Source organism: Clostridium sp. RTP31139st1_H3_RTP31139_211217 (assembly GCF_040227035.1).
GTDB classification, from domain to species: Bacteria; Bacillota; Clostridia; order Clostridiales; family Clostridiaceae; genus Clostridium; species Clostridium saudiense.
This window is the reverse complement of sequence record NZ_JBCOAB010000005.1, coordinates 40,914-67,813: the sequence shown is the minus strand read 5'-3', so window position 1 is coordinate 67,813 and position 26,900 is coordinate 40,914. Positions and strand designations below refer to the sequence as shown.

Here is a 26,900-nt window from a genome sequence, read left to right as displayed (position 1 = left end):
ATGTAAACATATTCACAGTTATACTTTTTCCTCTTAAAAAGGAAATAATATATCAGACATTCCATTTCCTTTTTAAGAGGAAATATATTACCTACATGCATTTAAAATTTTGATACTAGCATCTTTAATTCTTCAAAGTTTTGGCACTTAATTATTTTTCTTATAATTTCACCATCTATTATATTTTTATAGATTTGCTCCAAGTAAGATTTCCACTCTTCCTTATCTACCGTAGACATCCCAATAAAAAATACTACCTGCACCTTTTCTTTATCCCATGTAATAGCTTTATTAAACACAGATACTGAAATAAACGATTGCTTAATCTCTTCATTCATATCATGAGGTATTGCCACTAATTCCCCAATTTCTGTGCTAGCTAAATCTTCCCTTTTAAAAATATTTTCTTTAACGCATTGTGTTATATAGCCTTCATCAATTAATTTACTTGTTATGTTTTCTAATGCTTCATCCCTTGTATCTACATCTAAATGATTAAAAAATAAGGATTCTTTAAATTTACTAACTAAAACATTATTACCTAAAGAATTTCCATTAAATTTATCTTCAATAAATGCTATTTCTCCATTATCTAAGAGACTTTTAACATAAATAATTTTCTCTGAATCACTTTTTAGATTAATTGTTGAAATTATTAAATCATAAGAATTTAAAATCTCTTCATTAAATTCATATTTTGGAATAGTATCTATTATATTGATTCTATCTTTAAATTTAGCTTCTAACTTTACCTTTAATAATAAAGAGGTTCCAACACCATTTTCACAAACAATCATTACATTTTTCTTATTTTTATTTAAATTATCTTTAAGCCTTTCTATTGCAGCAGCAAAGTGTAATGCTATAAATCCAATATCGTCTTCCTTTAAATCACATCCAATAGCTTCTTTTATTATTTCATTTGAATAAACAGATAGTTCTAAAGCAAATGGATAATTATTTTTTATAGCACTTAATAATGAATTTTCAACAATAATTCCATATTGAGCTCTATAAATTGAAGCTTTTAAATGATGTACTAAAAAATCTATTAAAACATTGTCTTCTAATAAATTAATATTAAATTTATCCTTAATTTTTAAAAGTATTTTTCTAACTAGCTCGTATTCATTATTAAGCTTCATACCATCTTTTGTTTTAATTTTAATAGAACTGCTAGAAACCATATATTTTGTTAAATAAAGAATCTCTATTTCTTCTAAAACAATTCCGAAGCGTTCATAAATATCATCACAAATAACCTTTGCTACTCCATATCTCCATGCTTCACTTAATTTCTTCTTTGTTTCTTCACTATATTTAACATTATTATGATTATTATTTCTAACAATCATGATTAAAATCAATGAAATAATATCTCTTAATGCCTTATCTGATAATTTAAAATCAAATTTATCTATATTACTTTTTACAATAGTAGTTATTATCTCTTCATTATTATTTCCTAATATTAAATTTAAACTTTCTTGTATCCTTTCACTGAGCTCTGTATTACCCTTATTATATTTCTTTATACAACTTCTTATATCTTCCTCTTCTCCTATAATTCTTAGACCCTTATTACTTATTTTCTCAATATTTAGATGATACTTTTCTAAAATATCCTTTACTATTTTCATATCATTTTTTAATGAAGAAACACTTATGAATAATCTATCTGCCAATTCAATTTGTGTTATTCCTTCAATATTATCTAAGTTATTTATTAAAAATTGTGAAATTATACTCTCTGCTCTTCCTAATGCTGTACTGCTATCTTCACCTTTACTTTTGTTATTATTAATTAAGCTATTAAATAACACTTCATTTTTTATATTTAATTTATATCCTCTTGCTTTCTCAGAAACTATACTTGCACCATTTCTTTCTAGAATTTTATTTAATTCTTTTATATCACTTCTCACAGTTCTTGATGAAACCCCAAGGTTATTGCATAAAAACTCCCCCGTAATTATTTCAGTATTTTCAAATAATAATTCTAATATTTTTTGTAATCTTGGACTTTTTATCACTTAAATCACCCTAATCTTTTTATCCTAATTTTATATACAATTATTCATATCTCATATTACCGCTTATGAATATGTTTTCACAGGTATATTTTTTCCTTTATTAAAGGAAATCTTTAATCCTATATTCTTCTAAAAGTCTAACTATAGTATTGAAATTATTTTTTCACTATAATTAGCTTTTCAATAAAAGCATATTTGAACAGTGTTTACATACTTTTAATCTATTGAATAAATAAAAATGCAGCTTCTTATTTCTAAGAATTACTGCATTTTCTTTATATTAATATTTATAAATTTCTTTATACTTATCATCTAAATATTTTAGGAAATACTTAGCTTTAAGCTCTTCACCTGTAATTTTCTTTATTAAATCACTTGGATCATAAAGGTTTCCATATACATGTACATTTTTATTTAACCATTGATGTACTGAATTTAAATTCCCCTTGGAAATTTCATCATAAATATGTGGCTCATCCTTAAGCATTTTATTTAACATTTGCGCTCCATAAAGATTTCCTAAAGCATAACTTGGAAAATATCCAAATGAACCATCTGACCAGTGAACATCTTGAAGAACCCCTTCCTTATCACTCTTTGGCTCTACTCCTAAATACTCCTTATACTTTTCATTCCACACTGTTGGAAGCTCACTAACCTTTATCTTGTCATTTATAAGAAGTTTTTCTATTTCATATCTTATTATTACATGAAGACTATATGTTAATTCATCTGCTTCAGTTCTTATTAATGAAGGCTCTACTTTATTGATAATTTTATAAAAATCCTCTTTTGTTACATGATTAAATTGATTATGAAATTCTTTTTTTGCTTCTTTATATAAATAGTTACAAAAAGCTTTACTTCTTCCTATTATATTTTCATAAAATCTTGATTGAGATTCGTGAATTGCCATAGATGCAGCTTTATTTATACCTGTTCCATCTAATGAATTTGGAATATCCTGCTCATATATAGCATGTCCACCTTCATGTATTGCTGAAAACATTGCTGATGTAAAATCATTTAAATAATAATGATTTGTGATCCTAACATCTTTATTTGTCATATCCATAGTGTAAGGATGCTCACTTTCATCCATTCTTCCTGATTTAAAATCAAATCCCATAGTATTTAACAATTCTATGCAAAATCTTTCTTGATTTTCTTTTGGAAATTCCTTGCCTTCAAATTTATTATTAATTTTTACTTTGCTATTTTTAATTTTATTTAAAATCTCGACTATTCCATCTCTTAATTCTGTAAATACTACATCTAATTTTTCAACTGTTAATCCAGCCTCATAATCGTCAAGTAATGTATTGTACTTATTACCTTTATATCCCCTATATTTTATTGACTGCTTAGTTAATTCCACTATTTTTTCTAAATCTGGCTTAAATATTTCAAAATTATCTTCACTTTTAGCCTTTTCCCAAGATAATTGTCCTTTAGCTGCAGCTAACGAAAATTCTTTTACAAACTCTTCAGGATATATCTTTTGCTTATCATATTCTTTTTTCATTTCTGTTAACATTCTTTTATGAATTAAATCTAAGTCATCTATATGTTCTTCAAAGAACTTTATAAATTCTTGCTTTTTTGCCCCAACTAGTAAATTATGTTGTTGTAAACTCATAAATGACATGGTTTCTGTTCTGCTTTCTGCCACATTTTCAGGCATACCTGTAGTCATATCCCAATACATAAGGCTTTCTGCTGTTCTATAATGCTCTATTTCCTTTAAATATTCTGCGTATTCTTTTAATTTACTTTCTAATTCTTTCATAATATACCCCCATATATATTAAAAACTCTTCGTTATTAAATATATTATTAAATAACATACTTAGTCTTTTTTGTATATTAATTCACTTTTTATTAATTTATATATCAATAATTGTATCACAAATATTATTTAACTTTATATAAAAAAGTAGTCTTTTCAATGTTTTATGCTAAATTATAAATCTACAATTAGCATCTAACATTTTCTAGACTACTTTCTCTCAAGATTATAAATATAATTACTTACTTATTATATTTATAATCTCATCAATCTTTTTAGCACCAAAATAAATTTGTTCATCATTCACTATTATCGCTGGTACACTCATTACTTTAAATTTATCCTTTATATCTTTAAAATTAGATATATCAATCATTTCTGCTTCTACATTTTTATTTTCTATAGCAATTCTTTGAGATGAAACTACTACATCTGGGCATAAATGGCAAGCCAATGATACACACACCTTAATATTTATCCCTTTGTCTATTTTCTTAATATTATTTAATGTTTCTTCAGATATTTGTTGACCTTCACTTCCAAGATTATATATAGCTAATATAAATGAATTTAACTCATGTCCCCCAGGTACCCCATGGAATTTAACTCCACTATAACTTTTCTCTGAATTTAATAATGCAACTATAGGATATTTGTCTGCATTTATCTTATTTTCAACTTCTATATTTTCACCTTTAGTATAAATTTCAGCAGAAACTTTTTCACCCAACTCTGCAATATCTAATACTAAATCTCTTAACTCTATAGACTTACTATTACTTTCATCTACTACAGATACAAGTGTAACACTCTTATCTAATCTAGCTAATATCCCTTTTAATTGAGTTCTTAATCCATCATTTAAAAGATTACTTCTTTTTTGTATATCTCCTAAATCAGTATTAATTTCTTCCTTCTTCTCCACCTTTTTAGGTCCATATTCATCTTTGATTCCAAGTCTTTCTTTTAATTCAATGACATATCTTTCTGCAGAAGTTGCTGCAATAGCACCATCAGATACAGCTGTTACTATTTGTCTTAAAGCTTTGGGTCTTAAATCACCAGCAACATATACACCTTCAACATTAGTTTCCATATTTTCATTACTCATTATATATCCAAACTTATCAAGTTCTAAAATACCTTTAAATAATTGGCTTTGTGGTGCATATCCGACAAATACAAATATACCAAATGAACCATCTTCCTTTTTAGCATGATATTCAAATGTTTCACCTGTTTTATTATTGATAAACTTAGCATAGTTTATCATTTCAGTTCCACTTGCTTCTAATATTTCAGTATTAAACTTAACTTCTACCTTTGGATGTTCTAAAACCTTATCTGCTATTGATTTTGCACAAGTAAACTCTGGCTCTCTAGCTATAACTGTAACTTTAGTTGCAAACTTAGTTAAGAACATTGCTTCTTCAGCTGCTGCAAATCCAGCTCCAATAACAAATACTTCTAACCCTTCGAAGAATTGACCATCACAAGTCGAACAATAAGCTACACCTCTACCTGTAAATTCTTCTTCGCCTTTAAAGCCTAACTTTCTTGGTGATGCTCCTGTGGCTATAACCACACTTCTTCCCTTTATTTCTCCTCTATCAGTTTTTAAGGTTTTCACATCGCCTTCTAGAGCAACTTCTAAAACTTCAGCCGACATGAAGTTTACCCCGAAGTCTTCAGCTTGTTTTCTCATTTCTTCCATAAGTTTTGGTCCATTACTATTTCTAGCTCCTGGATAATTTGATATATCGTAAGTTTTATTTACTTGACCACCAAATTCAGCCTTTTCTATAATTAAAGTATTTAATTTTGCCCTACCTGCATATATTCCTGTTGAAAGTCCTGCTGGACCTGCCCCAATTACTAGTAAATCATATATTTTTTCCATACTCATTTCCTCCTTCTTTATTTTTTAAAGCATTAATAAAGCTTTATCTTTATAAAAATTTATTAATACTTTAAATTTTTTTATAATGATAAGCAGTAAATAAACACGCATAAAATTTACTACTTATCATCATATAAATATTTAGTATCTATAAATATTAAAGGCTACATCTAAACCCAATTAGTTTAGATAAAGCCTTAATAGCAAATCTTATAGCTTACCAACTAAATCTAAGCTTGGTACTAAAGTTTCTTCACCTGGTTGCCATTTAGCTGGGCAAACTTGATCCCCATGTTCAGCAACAAATTGAGCTGCTTGAACTTTTCTTAATAATTCTTCTGCATTTCTTCCAATACCATTATCATGAACTTCATATGCTTTGATTTCACCTTCTGGATTGATTACAAATGATCCTCTTAATGCTAATCCTTCTTCTTCAATCATAACTTCAAAGTCTCTAGCTAACTTACCTGTTGGATCTGCTAACATTGGATATTGAATTTTTGCAATTGTTTCTGAAGCATCTGCCCATGCTTTGTGAACAAAATGAGTATCTGTAGATACTGAGTATACTTCACAACCAGCTTCTTTAAACTTAGCATAGTTATCTGCTAGTTCTCCTAATTCTGTTGGGCAAACAAATGTAAAATCTGCTGGATAGAATACAACTACTGACCAATGGCCCTTCATTGATTCTAATGTTACTTCCTTAAATTCTCCGTTATGATAAGCTTGAACTGTAAAATCTGAAACCTTTTTATTTATTAATGACATATTCTTTCTCCTCCTGAAATTTAATTTCAATTGATATTTTTTATCAATTACTTCTTGTAATTAATAATAATTATTACCTAATAATTTGTCAACACTTATTTTAAAAAAATTTCTCTTTTATTTTTTTATTCTTAAATAGAAAATAGCCTTAACCTATGTAAATTAAAGGTTAAGACTACTTCATTAATAAAAATCTATTTAATTTTTATTTCTAGTTGAATTATTGATTTTTCTGCCTCATTAGTATTTATCCTTGATAATATTGAAAATTCATTAAAATCCCCGACTATTTCTATATTATTTTTTTCAATATAATTCAGCATTTTTTTATAATACTTTAAGTTATTTCTATATCCATCATCATAATACATTGTTAAATATTTACCTTTTGGTAGTATGATCTTTTCATAATTTCCACTTAAATTTCCATGCTTATATAACATTATTGCAGTATAAACTACTTTATCTTCAGTTTTCAATTTCTCTAAAGAAGCTTCGAATGCTAACTCAGAATTCAACATACAATCATCTTTTTCTGCCTCAAGTAAAACTTTTCTCAAATTAAGCTCAATTTCTTTTACATTCTCCATTCTACAATTATATCTCTCAACTACTCTTTCATCATTTTCTTTAATGAAGATTTCTGCTTTCTCTACTTTCTTACTTTCTTTTATTCTAAAATCTAAAAAGTCAATATATGATTTAACAGCTTCAAGTTCCTTTATCTTTTTATCTAAGACCACTCTTTGCTGTTCAAGTATTTTTATCATAGAATCTGCAGTTATTTCATCTTTTAATAAATCTTCTATTTCCTTTAATGATAGTCCCATAAGCTTACATTGCTTTAATAAATCAATCTTTATAAATTGATTTATTGAATAATACCTATAATTATTTTGCTTATTTATATAAGCTGGTTTAAGTAGTCCCATTTTATCATAATACCTTAATGTTTGAATTGGAACATTAGTTAATTTAGATAGTTCTCCAACTGAAAAATAAGTTTCCATATAAAAAATCTCCTATGTTAACTAGCCTTAGCAATAGACTTTGTAGTATACGTCTTAATATTAATAGAATAACTTAATATTATAAATGTTATCAACTCTGATATAGATAAACTAATCCATATACCATTGATTCCAAACAATTTAGATAAAATAAATAATGATATAGGAAGTAATATTATACTTCTGCAAATGCAAAAAATATTAGAAATTTCAGGCATATTTATTGCTTGATAATAAACTGTACTTGTTAAATTAAACCCAACCATAATAAATGCAATATTTATTAAATTTAAACCTATATATGCTGAATTAGCTATTGTAATATCTGAAGTAAATATAGCTATCATATTTTTTCCAAATACAAAGCATACAGTCATAAATACTATATTTATTATAAATGCTGATTTCATTGTTATAGAATAAAATTTTAACATTTTTTTTGAATTTTTTGCACCATAATTATAACTTAATAATGGCTGTACTCCTATTGATAGACCTAGTAATACCATATAAATATTTGTTGTTATATAATTAATTATTGCAAAAGATGATAAAGCTATTTCTCCACCAGTTTTAACCAATGCTAAATTCATAAAGAATATTATTATGGAAAAACTTACTTCCGCAAAGAAAGATGGAAATCCTATAATAATAAATTCCTTTATTATTTTACTTTCTAATTTTATATTTCCAAAAGTTAATATACCTCTCTTCATTATAAAATGAGGTAATAATATCGCTATAGTAACTATTTGACCAAGACCAGTAGCTATTGCAGCACCTTTTATTCCAAACCCTAATGGGAATATAAATATATAATCTAAAATTATATTAGTTACCGCCCCTAATAATGTTGATATCATGGCAAGCTTTGGTCTTCCATCATTTCTAACAAAGCTATTTAATGCAATACCAACTAAATTTGGAATACAAAATAAACTATAATACCTTAAATAAGTTGATGCTAAAGGCACCAATGTATCTGTAGCTCCTAATATTCTTACTATATATTTTGAAAATACAACTGCAACTAGACTTATAACTATACTTATAATTAACAAAAACTTAAATACTTGCCTAAATATTTTTACAGCCTTTTCCTTATTATTAGCACCTATATTTTTAGATACTAGATCTCCACCACCTACCGCGAACATAGTTGCTATTCCAAATAGCATTATAGTAAATGGCATAACTATATTAACTGCTGCCAATGCAGAATCTCCAACACCTTGTCCAACAAAAATTCCATCAATTATTGTATATAGAGATGAAACAAACATGGCTAAAGCTGAAGGAACTGCATATTTTAAAAATTCTTTTATCATGATTTTACCTCCATTTTTGTTTCTCTAACCATAATAAAGTCTATAGTAACTATAGGGTCAATAGTTATTTATAATATGAGTTTATAATGTATGCATCATTAAATAAATCATAACCAAATCTATAATTTAATTATAAAAAACACATACTAAAAATGTATGTGTTTATATATACTAGTGTAGTTATAGCACCTATTTAGATATATTCAAAGTTTTCTTTTCCAGCGCCTACTTCAAAGTGATATTTAACTATTCCTAAATCTAACTTACTATAAAATGCAGTTAACGCCTTAGCATTTACTTTATTTCCATCTAAACTAATAAGAAACTTTTGTTGATTCATAGCCGTAGGGGCTAGAACTACCGCTTCCATTCCTCTTTTAAACCAATCTGGCATATCTCCCTTTACCCCGCAAAGTTGTTCTATAGGTTTACTTTTATGCGCAACACCTTGAGTTTCCCCGTATCCTAAAGCTATTACACAGCATAACTTTTCCCCATCTTCAATCCTACACATTGCATTACCCTTACTGAACGTAAGCGCCACCCAGCAAGTATTTAAACCTAATTGAGTTGCCTTAATAACTACCTTTTCACCATAATATCCACACTTTTCATAAAAATCATTGCCTTTCTTTCCAACTATAGCAATGTAATTTCTAACATTGCAAAACTTGCCGTAATGAGCCATAAAACTATCAAAGGCTTTAGGTTCTTCTATACATAACTGAATATTTAAATTTCCTTCCCTATTGCATTCATCAATAGTTTCCAATAACTCACTTTTAATATTTTCATCAATCTTCTTATCAGTATATCTACGAACTGAATGACGATTATTAATTGCCTCAATAATATTCTTAATTAACCTCCCCATTTATATATATTCTTATATAAAATCCTTATTGGATTCTATTTCTATTTGGCTTTTTGAACATTCCTTTTCTGATATCTCATCAACTATTTCATTTATTCTAGAAAACAAATTTCCAAGCTGCTTCCATATAGTTTCTTCTGCACTTACATAATAATAATTTCTAGTACCTTCTCTATACATACTTACTATTCCAGCCTCTTTTAATATTCGTAAATGATGTGATACTGCTGGTCTTGAAAGATGGGTTTTATCTGTTATTTCTCCTACTCTTATTCCATGAACTTCACTTTCAAGCAATGTTATTATAATTTGCTGTCTAGTTTCATCCCCTAAAGCTATAAAAGCCTTTTGACATGATTTTAACTCTTCTGCAAGCTTCAATCTTCTTTCATGGCATTTTTTCATGTGTTTACCTCTACCTTTCTTGATATTTTCTATAAAACTATTATTCCTTCTTTAACCTTTAAATCATGTGTTGCAAATACCCCCATACACTCTTTTTTATTAGCCATATTCCTAATCCATTTTAAAGATGTTATCATATCCTCTTTATTAACTAATGGCCCTGGTATACGTAGATTCTCCCATGAATCCTTGGCATACCCACAATCACCTGTAATTAATATAAATTTATTATTATTTTTCACCATAACTACAACATTACCTTCAGTATGACCTTTTGTATCTATTAATACTACAGTTCCATCGCCAAAAACATCATACCCTCTATTAAATGGTCCATACTCTGAGTATTCCATTGTAAAACCTTCTATATTTATTCCACTCCAAAACCTTTTAGAATATCTAACATTTCCTTTTATTATTGCCTCTAACTCTTCTTTTGATATCATAATTCTTTTAGCATCTTTAACTAACTCTAATCCACTTGCATGGTCACAATCCATATGAGTAAGAAATACATAGTCTAAGTCTTTAGTTTGTATATTTAATTTTTCAAGCTGCTCATTTACAGCTTTTCCGTTAGGCAATTTAGGTTTACTTGCTATATATAATAATGGTGACAAATGTTTTATAGGTTTACTTCTAACATCTGTATGCCATCCAGTATCTATTAATATATTTCCTTTTGGATGCTCTATTAAATAAGAAGTAACTGGCAACCATACTCGCAACTTTTTACTCCTGCCAATTCCTGTATATGCTATGGGATTTTTAGATACATCTCTAAAAGGCACTGCAAGATCAACTCCAACCTCACCACAATTTAGTATATTAATTTTTATTTTCTCTTTCATACCTATACTCCCTCATAACATCTTTTTTTTTATTTACTCACTTATTTATATTTTCTATGGTTCAATTGTTTATATTTTTAAACAATTATATCACTAATATTCTTTTATTGTTTAATGGTAAAGAAAATCGATACCATTATATTGTATTAAATACACAATATTAAACATCATAATAAACTTTTTAAAATCACCTAAATTAAAAAATGGTAAGGTACTTATTACTGTAAATACCTTACCATTCTTTGCATATTAAATATTATTTCTTAGCTAACCAATAAATAGCATTAATATATCTCTGCTCCATATATTGATGATGTCCACCATCATCGCTGGATACATCTATATCTTCTATATATCCTAGCTCATCTTTAAAAATTTCAATTATACTTTCAGTACAAATAACAGCATTTTGTTGAAGTGTCTTTTTATCTTGTCCTTCTTTTCTGCCATAATGAATATATAATTGAAAATCTTCATTCAACATATTATTCTCTGTAATCCAGTTAACCATACCCTTATACCAAAAAGATCCACAAACACTAGCTATTTTACCAAATACATTAGTTACATATAATGAATATACAGAAATTAATCCTCCTAATGAATATCCCATAATCCAAGTATTTTTTTTATCATATTTAGTGTTATAATTCTTATCAATATATAGCTTTATTCCATTTACAACAAACTCTATATACTCTCTTCCTTGTCCACCAAAATCATCAAATTTAGGTGCTAGTGATGGTGCTGGCCACGGTGTATATTCATGAATTCTCTTTTCAGAATAAATTCCTATCCAAATAAATTCATTTAACTTTCCTTCTTTAAATCCTTTTTCAAAACTCTCAATTAGTCTATCTGAATACCTATAAAGTTCTGCCCCATCATTACCATATAATACAGGAAATCTTTTGTTATTATTTTTATAAGATGGAGGAAGATATATAAATATCTCTCTGCCTAATATATGTTCATGCTTAATACTTCCTAACATCAATATAAATCTCCTATTTTATATTTACTTAAATAACTCTGGATACATTTCCTTTGCAAGATTTTCTATACATTCAATTGTTCTATATCCATAGCCCATGAACTCAGTATAAGAAACTTCAAAAACCTTTTTATTTTCAATTGCTGGTACAGATTGTATTAAACTATTATTATATAATGATTCTACTGCTACTGAATCAGTTTCTAAATTCTTATTATTATAAACATATAATATAACATCAGGATTAAGACTCATTAAATTTTCTAATGATTGAGCCCCACCTTTTTCATTTACATTAGTTCCACCTAGAACTTCTAAAATTTCATTTTGCAACGTAGAGTTTGCTCCAAATACATTATACGAACCATCATTATAAGCTGTCATAACTAAAACTTTTAAAGGCTCTCCTTCTAATGTTGAAACTTCATCTTCTACTGACTTTAAGCTTTCTGATAATTCTGTTGCTAAAGTATTAGCTTTATCTCCTACATTAAATATTTTTCCTACATTTTTTATATCTTCAAAAATATTATCTAATGATTGTTCTCCGTTCATTAAACTAGCTAATTGTGTATAAACATTTATGTTCATACTATTTAAGCTTTCGATTGTCCCATATCTATCATCTATAAATGTAGCAGCTCTACCAATAACTAAATCTGGACTCATACCTACAATTACTTCTTTAGCCGGTTCAGTTTTACTTTCAGTTATTATATTAATATTTGAAAACTCCTCTTCTAGTTCTTCTGGAATTTCATTATCTAATGCTATAGTTCCTATAATACTATCTTGTAATCCTAACTTTAATAATAATTCTAATGATGATTGATTATTTGTTATTACATGCGATGGTGCTTCATTAAAAGTTTCTGTATATTTATTCCCTTCATTATCATATACCTCTAATGATAATGGATAATTTATTGTTTGCTCATTAGCAGTCGTTGATGACTCTGATTCTTCTGCTTTATTTGTTGTTTTAGCGCATCCTGCTAAAGCTAATGCTAGTGTTGTTGCCACTATTAGTGGAAGTATAATCTTTCTTTTCACTGTTAAATCTCCTAACTATATTTTTTTATTTATATTCCAAAGGATAATAGCTAATCATTATAGTGCTTGTCCTCTCGTTATATACAATATCACAATCTATTTCATATATTTCTTTTACCATCTCTGTAGTAATTATATCTTTTGGTTTTCCACAAGCCCTTAATTCTCCATTTTTAATTAGATATATTTCATTACAGAACTGTGCTGCTAATGCTAAATCATGTAATGCTGCAACTACACATATATCTAAACTTTTCACTAGTGATAAAATTTCAATTTGATATTTAATATCTAAATGGTTTGTAGGTTCATCTAAAATAAGTATTTGTGGTTCTTGAGTTAATGCCCTTGCTAAAATTACTCTTTGTTTTTCTCCACCAGATAATGTTGAAAAACTTCTATTAATGGATTTCTCCATTCCAACTTTTCTTATTGCATCTAATGCAATTTTATAGTCTTCTTCCTTTTCTCTTTCCCAACCTCCTAAATGAGGACTTCTTCCCATTAATACAATTTCTAATACACTAAGTTCAAAATTAATCGTATTAAATTGTCCCACTACAGCCATTTCCTTTGCTATCTCTGATAAGCTAATAGTTTTTATATCTTTATCATCAAATTTAATAGAACCTTTATCATACTTTAAAACCCCATATATTGATTTCAGTAAAGTAGATTTACCACTTCCATTTGGTCCTATTAATCCTATAAAATCACCCTTTTTAGCATGTAATGATAATGACTTTACTATTTCTACTTTATCAATTTTTACTGTTACATTTTCAATAGATAAATTCATAATTTCAACCTCTATTTGTTATTTAAAACTGTTACTTTTTTTAATTAATATATAAGCAAAAAATGGTGCACCAACTAATGATGTTATTATTCCAATAGACATTTCCGAATTTGGTATAATGATTCTTGCTACAGTATCAGCTATCACTAAAAATATACTTCCTGATAAAATACAAATTGGCAATAACTTTTTATGATCTGCTCCTACTAATGAACGTACAATATGAGGAATAACTAATCCTACAAATCCAATAACACCACAAGCTGAAACCAATACTCCTGTAAGTATAGAAATTAAAACCATGTATATCTTTCTTTTTTTATTTAAATTCATTCCTAAAGTAATAGCTGCATCATCACCAACTAGCATAGTATTTAATAATCTTGTCTGAGTTAAAAAATATGCACAGCAAATGATAGTTATTATCAACGGAGTTGTTATAGACTCCCATTTAGCCGATGCTAAAGATCCCATAGTCCAAAATTTTACACTTTGCATTCCTTCAGCATCACTTGCAATAGATATTATAAAGTTTGAAAAAGCTGTAAAAAGGGCATTTATTACTGTACCTGCCAAAATTAGCTTAGTTGAAGATGTTTTTTTATTAATTGATGCTAATCTTAACACCATAAATGATGCTACCATAGCTCCTAAAAAGGACCAAAATGCCACACCAGATACATTAAATAAAGAAAAAGCCCTAACCCCCAGCATAATTGAAAAAGTGGCACCTAATGATGCTCCAGATGATATACCTAATATATATGGTTCTGCTAACGGATTTTGAACACAAGCTTGCATAATACATCCACATAGTGCTAAACCTGCTCCTACTACTGCCCCTAAAATTACTCTTGGAAAACGTATAGACCAAATTACATTGTATGCAGAACCTTTAGTTAATATTTCAGCATTTTCTGCCCCAATACCCAAAATTTTATAACATAAAATTTCATATGCTGTTTTTATATCTACCTTAAATGCTCCTATTGAAACAGCAAATACTACAGATACAACTAAGGCAATAATAAGCATGATTAATATGAAATAATATCTTCTTTTATTACCTTTCAAGTCTTTTAAACTATTTTCATATAAATAATCTATAATCATAACCTCCAATTCAAAACATATTTTCTTAAGTTAGCAATCGCTAACCTTAAATTAGTATATATCTACCCTTTTAAAAAAAGAATACATAATTCTATAATATAATGGACAATTATTAAATTTATTGACAAAAATTTTTACATTATCTATAATTCTAATACAGTTAGCATATGCTAACTATATAGAGAAAGGGGAACTTAAGATGGTTAATGATAAGCATTTATTAGCAAAAGAATTTTTATTTTTATCCTCTGATGATATTAATATAAGTAAATTTATCAAGTTACCTAATGATACCATGACTTATGAAACTACGCGTTCTGCTTTTATAATTCCCATTAGTGGAAAATCTGAAATTTGCTTTTCTAACCAAAAATTTATAGCAGAGCCTGGTAAAATTATACATGGATGTCCACATAAAAAGGTATCCTTTAATGTTATTGGAGATGATCCTTTTCATCATATAAATATTTATTATTCTAACTACTCTGAAAAAGGTAATTATTCTAATTCTACATTTGAATTTTTTATTGATAACTTTATTCAACTCACTTCATTGCTAGAAGAATTTTACCTAATTTGCAGTAGTTCTAATTTAAAGAAACAATTAAAAAAAGAAGTAGTTTTTCAATCATTAATTTCTACTATGTTTTCTACTCCCAATTCTATTAATTCACAAAAAGAGATGATTGAAAACTCTGTTCAATATATTAAAGAAAACTACTGTTACCATATTACATTACAAAGTCTAGCAGATAGATATAATAAAAGTCCTGAACAATTCTCTTATCTCTTTTATAAGTATATGAGAATTAGGCCTATTGACTATATTATCCAATGTCGCCTAAAAAAATCTTTTGAGATGCTAAAAGGTGGCTATAAGGTTCATGAAGTTGCTTCATATATTGGCTACGACGATCCATATTATTTTAGTAGATTATTTAAAAAACATTTTGGTTTATCACCAAGCCAGATCATCAAATCAAAAACTTATTAGTGAAAAGAGAGATTTAATATGCATGAATCAAGAGAAAATTATCTAGAAACAATTTTTATATTAAATAAACGAAATGGAAAAGTAAGATCTATAGATATTGCTAAAGAACTTGGTTTTAGTAAACCTAGTGTTAGTAGAGCCGTAGGCCTATTAAAATCTAGTGGTTACCTCGATGTTCTAGACGATGGCTCTATTATATTAAATGAAGTTGGTCTTAAAAAAGCTCAAAGTATATATGAGAGACATGAAGTCCTTACTCTTTTTTGTGTAAAAATTTTAGGACTTCCTCATGACATTGCTGAAAAAGATGCATGTAAAATGGAACATATAATTAGTGATGAATTATTTAATGCTATAAAGAAATTTATAAACTTATAAATTTCTTTATATATTCTTGAATAACCGCTAATTTATTACATTCCTTATAACTAGTAATTAAATTAATATTCTTACCCATAATCGAATAAAAAAATCAAAAGATAATAAGTAAATGTTATAAACACATCTTATTATCTTCTTCCTTTATATATAATATTTAATTATTTGAAATAACTTTATCATATCTTATTTTTGTAAAAATAGCACAAAATATTCCAACTGCAAATATGATCATAAGAAAATAAAATACATGTAAGATATCATAATATTTTAGAATTATTCCTGTTAATGCTGGAATAACTGCTGATGCTATTCCTCCAGCTGTAGAAACCATCCCTATTGTTGCACCCTTATTTTCCCAAAAAAATTCACCCATTGTAGTTTGAGCCATTTGTAACACTCCGGCTGACGATAATCCAATTAAAGTAAAACCTATTTTTGTAACTATTTCTATTCTTATTAATAATACCAACACAAGTGAAATTATTCCTATTATTGGATATATAACCAGTACTAATACCGGCTTTATTGTCTTTTGTAAAAGTTTTGCTAATATAAAAACTGAGATAAGAGATCCTATACTATAATATGTTATTAATTTTAAAGAATTTATTTGACTCATCCCTAAAATATTTTGACCATAAGTAGGCATCCATATTTGAAATGCTGTATATATAGCATTAGATGTAAATCCTATTATTATAATAGTTATTCCCTCTTTTTTTAACACTGGTTCTGAAATAAAATTCTTTTTATTTAATATTTTTCCATCTTCAGATACTTCTGTTTGATTTGCCTTAGGAAATTTTCTAGTAAACAAAAATAAACCATTTATAAGATACATTATCCCAATTAAGAAAAATGTATTTCCATAAAACATATTTCTATTGACAAAAAATGCTATTATTATTGGTAACATTATACCACCAATTGCTATGAAGGCCTTTACTACAACAGTTGCTGTTCCTGGAGTTTTTGGAAAACATTCCATTAAGGAAGGATAACTTGAAGAATCTACAAAAGCATGTGATAGTCCTGCAAATACTGATAATATTTATAGCATTCAACTAATATAAATATAGTATTTAATTCATAAATTTTATCTATATTTCTTAAATATTCCTATAATATTATATTTACTAATAATAGACTCTTCAATGCCGGACTTTATACACTTATTACTGACTTGACATTAATAGTACACTGTCGTGTTAATATAAATCATAAGTATAGTAAATCTGAAAACAAATAATAAATTATCTAAAAATGCCCTATAAGAAATCCACACAAGCGTATAACAAAGTATCATATGTATGTTTACACTATAAGATAATAATATTATTCTTTTAAAAATAGAGGTTTTCGCATTAGTAGATAAAAAATATACTTGCGATAACCTCTTACTTTTCTTTTATATACTAAATATTATCTATTAGCCAATCAATGGATTGTATTAGTACCTATATATTAATTATTTTAAGTAATTAATCTTCCATAAATCAATATCTACATTTGCTTGTCCATCAGCAAATACAGCAACCCCATTACTTGAATCCTTTGTAAATATTCTTGAAGTAAATACTTCTACTCCATCATTAACAAATATCTCAACTGAGGAGACATCTACAAATATTTGCACCTTTAAATTCTTTTCATTATATTCGCATTTTCTTTCTGTACCATATTCAGTTGCAAATACTTCTCCTGATTTACTTCTATCTAATACTAGCTTTTTATTTTCTATATCGTAATAAAATACAGTTTCACTATCCATTCCTTTTCTTAATTTTATTCCTACATATCTACCAGTAATATTATTAAAGTTACAAATTAATTCATATACTTTTTCATTAAATCCATCTATATCCTTTTCCTCATTACTCAATGTATATGAGCACTCAATCTTTTCTCCTCTAAGAAGCTCTAATTCTTTTACTGGTTTTTGAATTAATTTATCGCCTTTTAACTCTAATTCTCTAGGTATAGTCAAGCAATGAGCCCATCCATTTTTATCAGTAGGGTAATCTATTTCTGGTAACCCCATCCAACCAACTAATATTTTTCTTCCTTGTTCATCTTCAGTAGTTTGAGGTGCATAAAAATCAAATCCTCTATCTAACTCATTAAACTCCCCATGCTTAAATTCACCATTAGAAAAATCAATTTTATCTCCTATTAAATATCCTGATTGGAATATATTTTGATATTTATCTCCATCTGCTTCTAATCCCTGTGGAGAAAATATAATTACTCCCTTATTATCAAAACGTAAATAATCTGGGCATTCCCACATAAATCCATTACCAAAGAAATCTGTTTTTATTTCTCCTTTAAACTTCCAATCTAATAAATTATTTGATTCATAATATACTATAGTTCCTAAATTTTCTTTTCTTTCAGCTCCAATTAAGCAATAATATTTGTCATTATCTTTGAACACTTTAGGATCTCTAAAATTATCTGTATATCCATTTGGTAAATCCTTTATAACAGCTTCACTATTCTTTGTTATTTCTCCATTACTGTCCATTATGGCTAAACATTGATACGGATGTCTTATCCATTCTTCATTTCTTGTATTTCCTGTATAAAATAAATGAAGTTTATTATTTTCAACTATACCACTTCCTGAAAATGCTCCGTGACTTTCAAAGTGTTCAGTAGGAATTATTCCAACTCCACAATCTTTCCAATTAACTAAATCCCTTGAAGAAACATGATACCAATGCTTTATCCCATGAACAGGCCCTAATGGAAACCATTGATAAAACAAATGATATTCACCATTATAATAAGAAAATCCATTAGGATCATTTAACAGTCCTGTAGTAGGCTGAATATGAAACTTTTGTCTATATGGACAACTATCTACTATTTCTTTTAATTTCGTTATTTCTTCATTTGATGCGTCTAAAATTGTTCTATATCTTTCTTCTCTTGTCCACTCTTTCATTATTATTTCTCCTCGTTTAATATCTTATAATTATTTATTAATTACAAAATAGAAGGCATTAGTATAATACTAATTCCTCCTATTTTATAAAACACTTCTATGCAGCTATTTGCTCATCATTTACTACTTGTTTTTTATTCATAAACTTTGCTATAACAATTGTTGATACAACAGCTACAACCATTGAAAGTATCATTGCAATTATATAGTTTACTATAGATGTAGGTCTAATTGATATAATTCCTGGTAATCCAGCTGCTCCTGGAGATATTGCAAGAACTTTTGTAAGCATTACATAAGCTGATCCAACTGCTGATCCTATCATTGCTCCAAAGAATGGATAACGTAACTTTAAGTTAACACCAAATATTGCTGGTTCAGTTATTCCAAGTAAAGCAGATATACCTGATGCTGATGCTATTCCTTTCATCTTGTTATCTTTTCTTAAAATAAGAAGTACTGATAATGCTGCTGCACCTTGAGCTACATTTGACATTGCTGCAACTGGGAATATAAATGAGCCACCTGTAGTTGCTATATCTGCTAATAATTGAGTTTCTATAGCTACAAAGCTGTGATGCATACCTGTAATAACTATTGGTGCATATAAGAATCCAAATATTGCTCCCCCTATTGGTCCTAGTGTATTTATTAACCATAGTAATCCTGATGTTATTCCATCACCTAATCCTCTCATTACAGGTCCTATAACAACAAATGTTAATATTCCAGTAATAAACACTGTAAATAAAGGTGTTAATAAATTATTTAGTACTGAAGGTATAATCTTATGCAATGTCTTTTCAACCTTAGCTAAAACGAAAGCTGCTGCTAAAACTGGAAGCACAGTTCCTTGATATCCAACCTTAGCTATAGTTAATCCAAATATATTCCATACTGGCACAGTTCCTTCTACAACAGCTGCACCATAACTATAACCATTTAATAAATCTGAATGTATCATAAGTGCACCAATACAAGCACCTAAATACGGATTTCCTCCAAAAGCTTTTGCTGCTGAGAATCCTAAGAATATTGGTAAAAATGCAAATCCTGTATTAGCAAATGTATTTATTAATTCTGCTAAATCCTTAAATTGTGGATATGCTTCTACTATAGATTGTCCCTCAATAAATAATCCTTGAGATGTTAATATATTATTTATTCCCATTAATAATCCTGCTGCAACTAATATTGGTAGTATAGGAACAAAAACGTCAGCTAAAGATTTTAATAATCTTTGTAATGGATTTAGTTTTTTATCTGCTTCTTTCTTTAGTTCATCCTTACTTCCTTCTTTAATATTAGCTAAGTTTATAAACTCTTTATAAACTTCATCAACAACACCTGAACCTAAAATTACTTGAAATTGACCTGATGTATTAAAGCTTCCCTTAACCGCTGGCATTTCTTCGATTTCTTTAACATTTATCTTCTCATCATCTTTAAGTACTAATCTTAAACGTGTTGCACAGTGTGCTGCACTAACAACATTTTCTTTTCCACCTATATTGTGTAAAATGTTTTCACTAATTTGTTTATAATTCTTACTCATTTTAGTCCAACCCCCCGGTTTTTATATTTTTACACTTTTGAAACGTTTCATTTTCTATGTTTATTATACTAATACGTTTTCACAAATTCGTCAATATATTTTTATAAAAAAAATAGGATTTTACGTTTATGAATTTTAGGATACTCTTTTTTCAAATATCTCTTCCCTAAAATCTCATTTATGTAAAATCCATAACTTTTGTTTTATAAATATTCTCTATTTCCTTGTTGTATATCCCCCTATAAAACTAATAGGTAAAATTATTTCTTTTTCAACCTTATTATTTTCTATAATATTTATTAATGATCTAACAGCTTTTTCTGCTATAAGTTCCACTGGTTGCCTTATAGTTGATATTTTTATAGTATCTTTAGCCGATGCCTTACTTCCATCAAATCCAATTACTTGAACATCTTTCGGAACTTCTATATCATATTCTTCTAACTTATGTATAAAATCTAATGCTTGCTCATCAGTTACAACAAAAACGCCTTGTATTTTTATATGGTCTTTAAAGTTCTTAGCTATAAATTCATTTAATAACTTATCAAATTCCTTAGATGAACCTAAAATTTCACATATTTCATAATCTATATTATGCTCTTTACAGTAGCTTATAAATCCATCTTTTCTTTTTCTTGTTGCATTATTTATCTTTGAACCTCTACCTATATATGCAATTTTTTCACATCCAAATTCAACTAATTTTTCTGCAGCTAGCTTTCCACCTTCAAAGTTATCACTTGATATATATGTTATATCTTTAGAAAAATATCTATCAATACTTACAAATGGAATTTTTTCAGAAACATATTCATCTATATCGCTATATGTTATAGCAATAACTCCATCCATTTTGTTTTGCTTTGCCATAGATATATATTCTATTTCAGCCTTATCCTCTTTATTAGAATTACAAAGTATCATCTTCATTCCGGCTTTTCTAAGATTCTTCTCTATATTATATGCTAATTCACTAAAGAACGGATTCCATATTGTAGGTAAAATAAGTGCAACAGTATTAGTTCTATTAATCTTAAAACCTCTTGCATAAATATTAGGTTCATAATTTAATTTCTTAATAGCTTCTTCTACTTTTTCTTTTGTACTTGGTTTAACTTGTACATTATTTATTACATTTGAAACTGTTCCTACGGATACACCAGCTTCTTTTGCAACATCCTTAATTGTTACCATATACTTTTCTCCTTAGCTATTTATTAATCATAAACTTCTCTTTTTAAATTTTGTTTAAATCCTTGGTTTTATTATATACAATTATAATAATTTCCTCAATCGTAATACATACTTAAAATATACTTTTATTTTGACTCTTCTCTATATATTAACAAAGCCTAGGCTATAAAAACCTAGGCTAAAATAATTCATAATAAACTTTTTTTCATATTTTTATCTTATAAATAATATATTCCCTCTTCTTATTTCTAATAAACTATATTAGTCTATAAATGCATCTAATGCCTTTGAAGGCTTTCCATCATTTCCCCATGCACTTAATTTATATTTACTCCAACTAAATGCACCTTCTGGTTCCCAATAAAAAACTCCCAATCCTTTTCCTTGTGGAATTTCCCTTACTCTTTCTATTACTTCTTTTAACATATTGTAAGTGTCTTCTACCTCTGTATCTTCTCCACCTATTTCACAAACCATAACTTCTTTTTCATATCTATCTATATATTCATTTAAATTATTCATAAGATTATCTATTGTCTCTTTGTAGTTTTTATTGACCCAATATGGATAATAAGATACTCCAATTACATCATATTTGCCACCATTAGCTGTATGATTATCAAAAAATTCTATAAATCTTTTTCTATCATCACCTTGGTCTAAATGTATTATTACCTTTGAACTTGGTAATACATCTTTAACAGCATCATATCCACTATTTAAAAGTTTTGAAAGTTTATCAAAGTTTTCTATCTTTCCTTCTGGCCATAACATTCCATTAGGTATTTCATTACCTACTTGTACCCATTCTGGATATATATTTTTTTCTTTTAATGCAATTAAAACTTCTTTAGTATGAGTACTCACATCATTAACCAATTCTTTAAAACTATGACTTTCCCATGCTTTAGGTTTAAATTGCTTTTCCGGATCTGCCCAATAATCACTGTAATGAAAATCTATCATTAATTTAAAGCCCATATTAATAGCTCGTTCTGCCATTTCTACCACTTCATCTTTACCACAGCGTCCATCTATTGGATTAACCCAAACTCTTAATCTTATAGAGTTTATCCCATAGCTTTGTAATATCTTAAGGCAATCTTCTTCTTTTCCATTCTCATTATAAAATTTATATCCTTCATCTTCCATTTGCTTAAGCCAACCTACATCAGCTCCTTTTGCAAAACATATTTCTCTATTATAACCACACATACTATTCTCTCCTAATAAAACTTTTTATTTTATTAAAATAATAACATCTATATAAATAAAATTTTTAAGTAATATTATTGGATTATAGTAAAATATTGTTAATATTCCTATCAAAGCAATAAACCCGTACAAATTATTTGTACGGGTTTTACTTAACATGATTGGTATGGATATAATTTAATTACATATCACAAAATTATCGTGATAAATATCCATTATATTCACTTATATGAAGAAGCTTTTGGGCATTTTCTATTCTCTCTTTAGTAGGAGGTTCAACCCCTTTTAAAGGATAATCAATACCAAGTTGCTCCCATTTGAAAGTTCCAAGACTATGATATGGAAGTACCTGAACACGATCTACATTATTCAAAGTGTTGATAAACTCATTAAGTTTTCTTAATTGTTCATCATTATCACTTCCACCTGGTACGAGTACATGACGAATCCATACCGGTTTATTTATTTCTGATAAATATCTTGCCATATCAAGAATATTTGAATTGCTCCATCCTGTAAGTTTTTTATGCTTCTCTTCATCTATCTGTTTAATATCTAACATTACAAGATCTGTTACTTTCATAAGCTCATTAAATTTACTAAAGAAAGGTTCTTCTCTTGTAAATATACTTCCAGACGTATCAAGTGTAACATGAACGCCCTTTGCTTTAGCCTTTTTAAAGAATTCAATCAGAAAATCTATTTGAAGAAGAGGTTCACCACCACTTACAGTGATTCCCCCCTGTTTCTTCCAATAACTTTTATATTTTAATGCTTGAGACAAAAGCTCATCTGAAGTTTTTGCCTCACCACCATTCATATCCCAAGTATCCGGATTATGACAAAACTGACATCTCATATTGCAGCCCTTAAGAAAAGCAACAAAACGAATTCCTGGTCCATCAACAGATCCAAAACTCTCTATTGAATGAATTCTTGCTATATTTTTATCTAAATTAGATTTCTGCATGGCATGTTCTAGAAATAACATCAAGTTGTTGTTCTCTTGTTAAATCTATAAACTTAACTGCATAACCAGATACACGGATAGTGAAATTAGCATATTCTTCTTTTTCAGGATGTTCCATAGCATCTTTTAATTTCTCAATACCAAATATATTAACATTTAAATGATGTGGTCCTTGATCGAAGTAACCATCTAATACTTGTACAAGTTTATCAACTTGTTCTTCTTTATCTTGTCCTAATGCAGTTGGGTTAATAGTTTGTGTATTTGAAATACCATCTAAAGCCCATTCATAAGGAAGCTTAGCTACAGAGTTTAATGAAGCAAGTAATCCATTCTTTTCTGCTCCATAAGATGGGCTAGCTCCAGGCGCAAGTGGTGTCCAAGCTTCACGTCCATCTGGCATATTACCTGTATACTTACCATATACTACATTTGATGTAATAGTAAGTAATGATGTAGTAGGTTCAGAGTTTCTATATGTGTGTCTCTTTTTAATTTTGTCAAGGAATGACTTAAGAACATATATACCAATTTCATCAGCTCTATCATCATCATTACCGTATCTTGGGAAGTCTCCTTCAATTTCGTAATCTGTAACAATACCTTCTTCATTACGGATTGTTTTAACTTTTGCATATTTAATTGCAGAAAGTGAATCAATTACATGTGAGAAGCCTGCAATACCTGTTGCAAATGTACGTCTTACATCTGTATCTATAAGAGCCATTTCTGCTGCTTCATAATAATATTTATCATGCATGTATTGAATAAGGTTTAATATATTTACATAAAGACCAGCTAACCAGTCACTCATTCTTTCATATTTTTCAATTACTTCATCATAATCAAGATATTCTGATGTAATTCCTTTATATTCAGGTCCAACTTGTTTACCTGATTTTTCATCAATACCACCATTAATTGCGTAAAGTAAACATTTAGCAAGATTAGCTCTAGCTCCAAAGAACTGCATTTCTTTACCTGTTTGAGTAGCAGATACACAGCAGCATATTGAATAATCATCTCCCCATTCTGGTTTCATTGCATCATCATTTTCATATTGGATAGAGCTTGTATCTACTGAAATCTTTGCTGCATACTTCTTGAAGTTTTCAGGAAGTGCAGAAGAGTAAAGTACAGTAAGATTTGGCTCTGGTGAAGGTCCCATATTTTCTAATGTATGAAGGAAACGATAGTCGTTCTTTGTTACCATATGACGTCCATCAACACCTATACCACCTAATGCAATAGTAACCCATGAAGGATCTCCTGAGAATAACTCATTATAAGAAGTTATTCTTGCAAATTTAACCATTCTGCATTTCATTGTTAAATGGTCGATTAACTCTTGAGCTTCTTCTTCAGTAAGAACTCCGTTGTCAATATCTCTTTGTATATAGATATCAAGGAAAGTAGATACACGTCCTATTGACATAGCTGCACCATTTTGTGTCTTGATTGCTGAAAGATATCCAAAGTATAACCATTGAACTGCTTCTCTTGCATCCTTTGCTGGTTTTGAAATATCATAGCCATAGCTTGCAGCCATTTTTTTCATTTCTCCAAGTGCTCTATGTTGTTCTGTAATTTCTTCTCTTAGACGGATAACTTCATCTGTCATAGTTCCATCACCACAGTTAGCAAGATCTTTTGCCTTTTCTTCCATAAGGTAATCAATACCATAAAGAGCAACTCTTCTATAGTCACCTACTATACGTCCACGTCCATAAGTATCAGGAAGTCCTGTTATAATATGACTGCTACGAGCTTTTCTCATTTCTGGTGTATAAGCATCGAATACTCCTTGATTATGTGTCTTATGGTATTCAGTAAATATCTTGTGTAATTCTGGATTTGGTGTATATCCATAGTTTTCACAAGATTGCTCAGCCATTTTAATACCACCATATGGCATGAAAGCTCTCTTAAGAGGCTTGTCTGTTTGAAGACCTACTACTTTTTCAAATTCCTTTAAAGATTCATCAATATATCCAGGGCCATAAGCTGTAAGTCCAGCAACAACCTCTGTTTCCATATCAAGTACTCCGCCTTTAGCTCTTTCCTCTTTTTGTAATTCTTGCAATCTGCCCCATAGCTTATTTGTAGCATCTGTTGGATCTGCTAAGAAACTTTCATCACCATCATATGGTTTATAATTTTTTTGAATGAAATCTCTAACATTTATTTCTTCTTTCCATATTCTGCCCTCAAAACCAGCCCATTGTTCATTTTCTAACATGTTCATTCCTCCTTGTACGTATATACATATATTTTTACAATTTAACTATTAATTTGGTATAATGTAAACTTAAATTTTTGATAATCTATGTAGATTGTTTTATAAAATGCTCTAGTATTTAAAAATAATTCTTAATTGATTATCCATATAAAAATACTTGTACAAATATTATTACAAAATGATTCAAAAGAGTCGCTATAAAACAAATTCACTTTGTTATTTTTTTAACATTGTAGCCTATGCATTTCATAAAACTATACAACATATGATTGGAAAATTGATTTCAATAAATATATTACCTTATTATATATTTATTGTCAATTTTTTGATAAAAGTTTTATATTTTCATTTTTTGTAAAAATATTACTATTTTTTTTATTAATATTAACTCTTATACCGATTACATTGTATATATTTTTCATGAAACCCTATGCTTAATAGCAATTATGTGAAATTTAATATAAAAAGCTTTCCTT

At 28.2% G+C, this 26,900-nt stretch carries 22 protein-coding genes; 2 read left to right on the top strand and 20 right to left on the bottom strand.

Features of this window, described 5'->3' with window-relative positions; genetic code table 11:
* Positions 1-101 precede the first annotated feature (101 nt).
* The 13 genes from ABUA17_RS03765 to ABUA17_RS03705 all read right to left on the bottom strand — a co-directional run bounded on the left by ABUA17_RS03765 (position 102) and on the right by ABUA17_RS03705 (position 14,923).
* Positions 102-2,033: a BglG family transcription antiterminator gene (locus tag ABUA17_RS03765; RefSeq protein ID WP_195948478.1), complete on the bottom strand. Its 1,932-nt coding sequence runs from the start codon at positions 2,031-2,033 to the stop codon at positions 102-104.
* A 280-nt stretch (positions 2,034-2,313) separates the two neighbouring features.
* Complete coding sequence (locus tag ABUA17_RS03760) at positions 2,314-3,822, bottom strand: carboxypeptidase M32 (protein ID WP_195958888.1); 1,509 nt, start codon at positions 3,820-3,822, stop codon at positions 2,314-2,316.
* A 238-nt stretch (positions 3,823-4,060) separates the two neighbouring features.
* On the bottom strand, positions 4,061-5,722 hold the full coding sequence (locus ABUA17_RS03755; RefSeq protein ID WP_195958887.1) for an FAD-dependent oxidoreductase: 1,662 nt from the start codon (positions 5,720-5,722) through the stop codon (positions 4,061-4,063).
* A 210-nt stretch (positions 5,723-5,932) separates the two neighbouring features.
* Positions 5,933-6,496, bottom strand: coding sequence for an alkyl hydroperoxide reductase subunit C (ahpC, locus tag ABUA17_RS03750; RefSeq protein WP_042395912.1), 564 nt, complete (start codon positions 6,494-6,496; stop codon positions 5,933-5,935).
* Between the two features lie 194 nt (positions 6,497-6,690).
* The gene (locus ABUA17_RS03745; RefSeq protein ID WP_042395909.1) at positions 6,691-7,506 is read right to left on the bottom strand and encodes a MerR family transcriptional regulator; all 816 of its coding nucleotides are present in this window, start codon (positions 7,504-7,506) and stop codon (positions 6,691-6,693) included.
* A gap of 17 nt (positions 7,507-7,523) precedes the next feature.
* Positions 7,524-8,834, bottom strand: a complete 1,311-nt coding sequence (locus ABUA17_RS03740) for an MATE family efflux transporter (protein ID WP_196048560.1) — start codon at positions 8,832-8,834, stop codon at positions 7,524-7,526.
* Between the two features lie 193 nt (positions 8,835-9,027).
* A complete protein-coding gene (locus ABUA17_RS03735) occupies positions 9,028-9,708 on the bottom strand; it encodes a nitroreductase family protein (RefSeq protein ID WP_196048561.1) in 681 nt (226 codons plus the stop codon).
* Between the two features lie 12 nt (positions 9,709-9,720).
* Positions 9,721-10,113 (bottom strand): ArsR/SmtB family transcription factor, encoded by a 393-nt coding sequence (locus ABUA17_RS03730; RefSeq protein WP_042395901.1) that lies wholly within the window; start codon positions 10,111-10,113, stop codon positions 9,721-9,723.
* 29 nt (positions 10,114-10,142) lie between these two features.
* Positions 10,143-10,964 (bottom strand): N-acyl homoserine lactonase family protein, encoded by an 822-nt coding sequence (locus ABUA17_RS03725; RefSeq protein ID WP_042395898.1) that lies wholly within the window; start codon positions 10,962-10,964, stop codon positions 10,143-10,145.
* Between the two features lie 256 nt (positions 10,965-11,220).
* Positions 11,221-11,958, bottom strand: a complete 738-nt coding sequence (locus ABUA17_RS03720; RefSeq protein ID WP_052330610.1) for an alpha/beta hydrolase — start codon at positions 11,956-11,958, stop codon at positions 11,221-11,223.
* 24 nt (positions 11,959-11,982) lie between these two features.
* Positions 11,983-13,011: an ABC transporter substrate-binding protein gene (locus tag ABUA17_RS03715; protein WP_349817915.1), complete on the bottom strand. Its 1,029-nt coding sequence runs from the start codon at positions 13,009-13,011 to the stop codon at positions 11,983-11,985.
* A gap of 25 nt (positions 13,012-13,036) precedes the next feature.
* Positions 13,037-13,810, bottom strand: coding sequence for an ABC transporter ATP-binding protein (locus tag ABUA17_RS03710; RefSeq protein ID WP_042395891.1), 774 nt, complete (start codon positions 13,808-13,810; stop codon positions 13,037-13,039).
* Positions 13,811-13,828: 18 nt separating this feature from the next.
* Positions 13,829-14,923, bottom strand: a complete 1,095-nt coding sequence (locus tag ABUA17_RS03705) for a FecCD family ABC transporter permease (RefSeq protein WP_349817914.1) — start codon at positions 14,921-14,923, stop codon at positions 13,829-13,831.
* Positions 14,924-15,122: 199 nt separating this feature from the next.
* Between ABUA17_RS03705 and ABUA17_RS03700 the strand changes: the two genes are divergently transcribed.
* On the top strand, positions 15,123-15,917 hold the full coding sequence (locus ABUA17_RS03700; protein ID WP_042395885.1) for an AraC family transcriptional regulator: 795 nt from the start codon (positions 15,123-15,125) through the stop codon (positions 15,915-15,917).
* A gap of 18 nt (positions 15,918-15,935) precedes the next feature.
* Entirely contained in the window at positions 15,936-16,295 is a 360-nt protein-coding gene (locus tag ABUA17_RS03695) for a metal-dependent transcriptional regulator (RefSeq protein ID WP_042395883.1), read from the top strand.
* Between the two features lie 157 nt (positions 16,296-16,452).
* On the opposite strand, the gene ABUA17_RS03690 is transcribed toward ABUA17_RS03695, so the two are convergent.
* From ABUA17_RS03690 to pflB, 7 genes are all read right to left on the bottom strand, one after another.
* Positions 16,453-17,349, bottom strand: coding sequence for an MFS transporter (locus tag ABUA17_RS03690; protein WP_195955435.1), 897 nt, complete (start codon positions 17,347-17,349; stop codon positions 16,453-16,455).
* Positions 17,350-17,766: 417 nt separating this feature from the next.
* Positions 17,767-19,248 carry a glycoside hydrolase family 32 protein gene (locus tag ABUA17_RS03685; protein WP_349817913.1) on the bottom strand — a complete coding sequence of 494 codons (1,482 nt, stop codon included), beginning with the start codon at positions 19,246-19,248 and terminating at the stop codon, positions 17,767-17,769.
* Positions 19,249-19,345: 97 nt separating this feature from the next.
* Positions 19,346-20,803, bottom strand: a complete 1,458-nt coding sequence (locus tag ABUA17_RS03680; protein ID WP_195955420.1) for a sucrose-specific PTS transporter subunit IIBC — start codon at positions 20,801-20,803, stop codon at positions 19,346-19,348.
* A 216-nt stretch (positions 20,804-21,019) separates the two neighbouring features.
* On the bottom strand, positions 21,020-22,000 hold the full coding sequence (locus ABUA17_RS03675) for a LacI family DNA-binding transcriptional regulator (RefSeq protein ID WP_055276736.1): 981 nt from the start codon (positions 21,998-22,000) through the stop codon (positions 21,020-21,022).
* A gap of 261 nt (positions 22,001-22,261) precedes the next feature.
* On the bottom strand, positions 22,262-23,215 hold the full coding sequence (locus ABUA17_RS03670; protein ID WP_349817912.1) for a glycoside hydrolase family 53 protein: 954 nt from the start codon (positions 23,213-23,215) through the stop codon (positions 22,262-22,264).
* Between the two features lie 196 nt (positions 23,216-23,411).
* Positions 23,412-24,206 carry a pyruvate formate-lyase-activating protein gene (gene pflA, locus ABUA17_RS03665; protein ID WP_042395867.1) on the bottom strand — a complete coding sequence of 265 codons (795 nt, stop codon included), beginning with the start codon at positions 24,204-24,206 and terminating at the stop codon, positions 23,412-23,414.
* Positions 24,172-26,424, bottom strand: a complete 2,253-nt coding sequence (gene pflB / locus ABUA17_RS03660) for a formate C-acetyltransferase (RefSeq protein ID WP_042395864.1) — start codon at positions 26,422-26,424, stop codon at positions 24,172-24,174. Before pflB ends, pflA begins: the two co-directional genes overlap by 35 nt.
* Positions 26,425-26,900 lie beyond the last annotated feature (476 nt).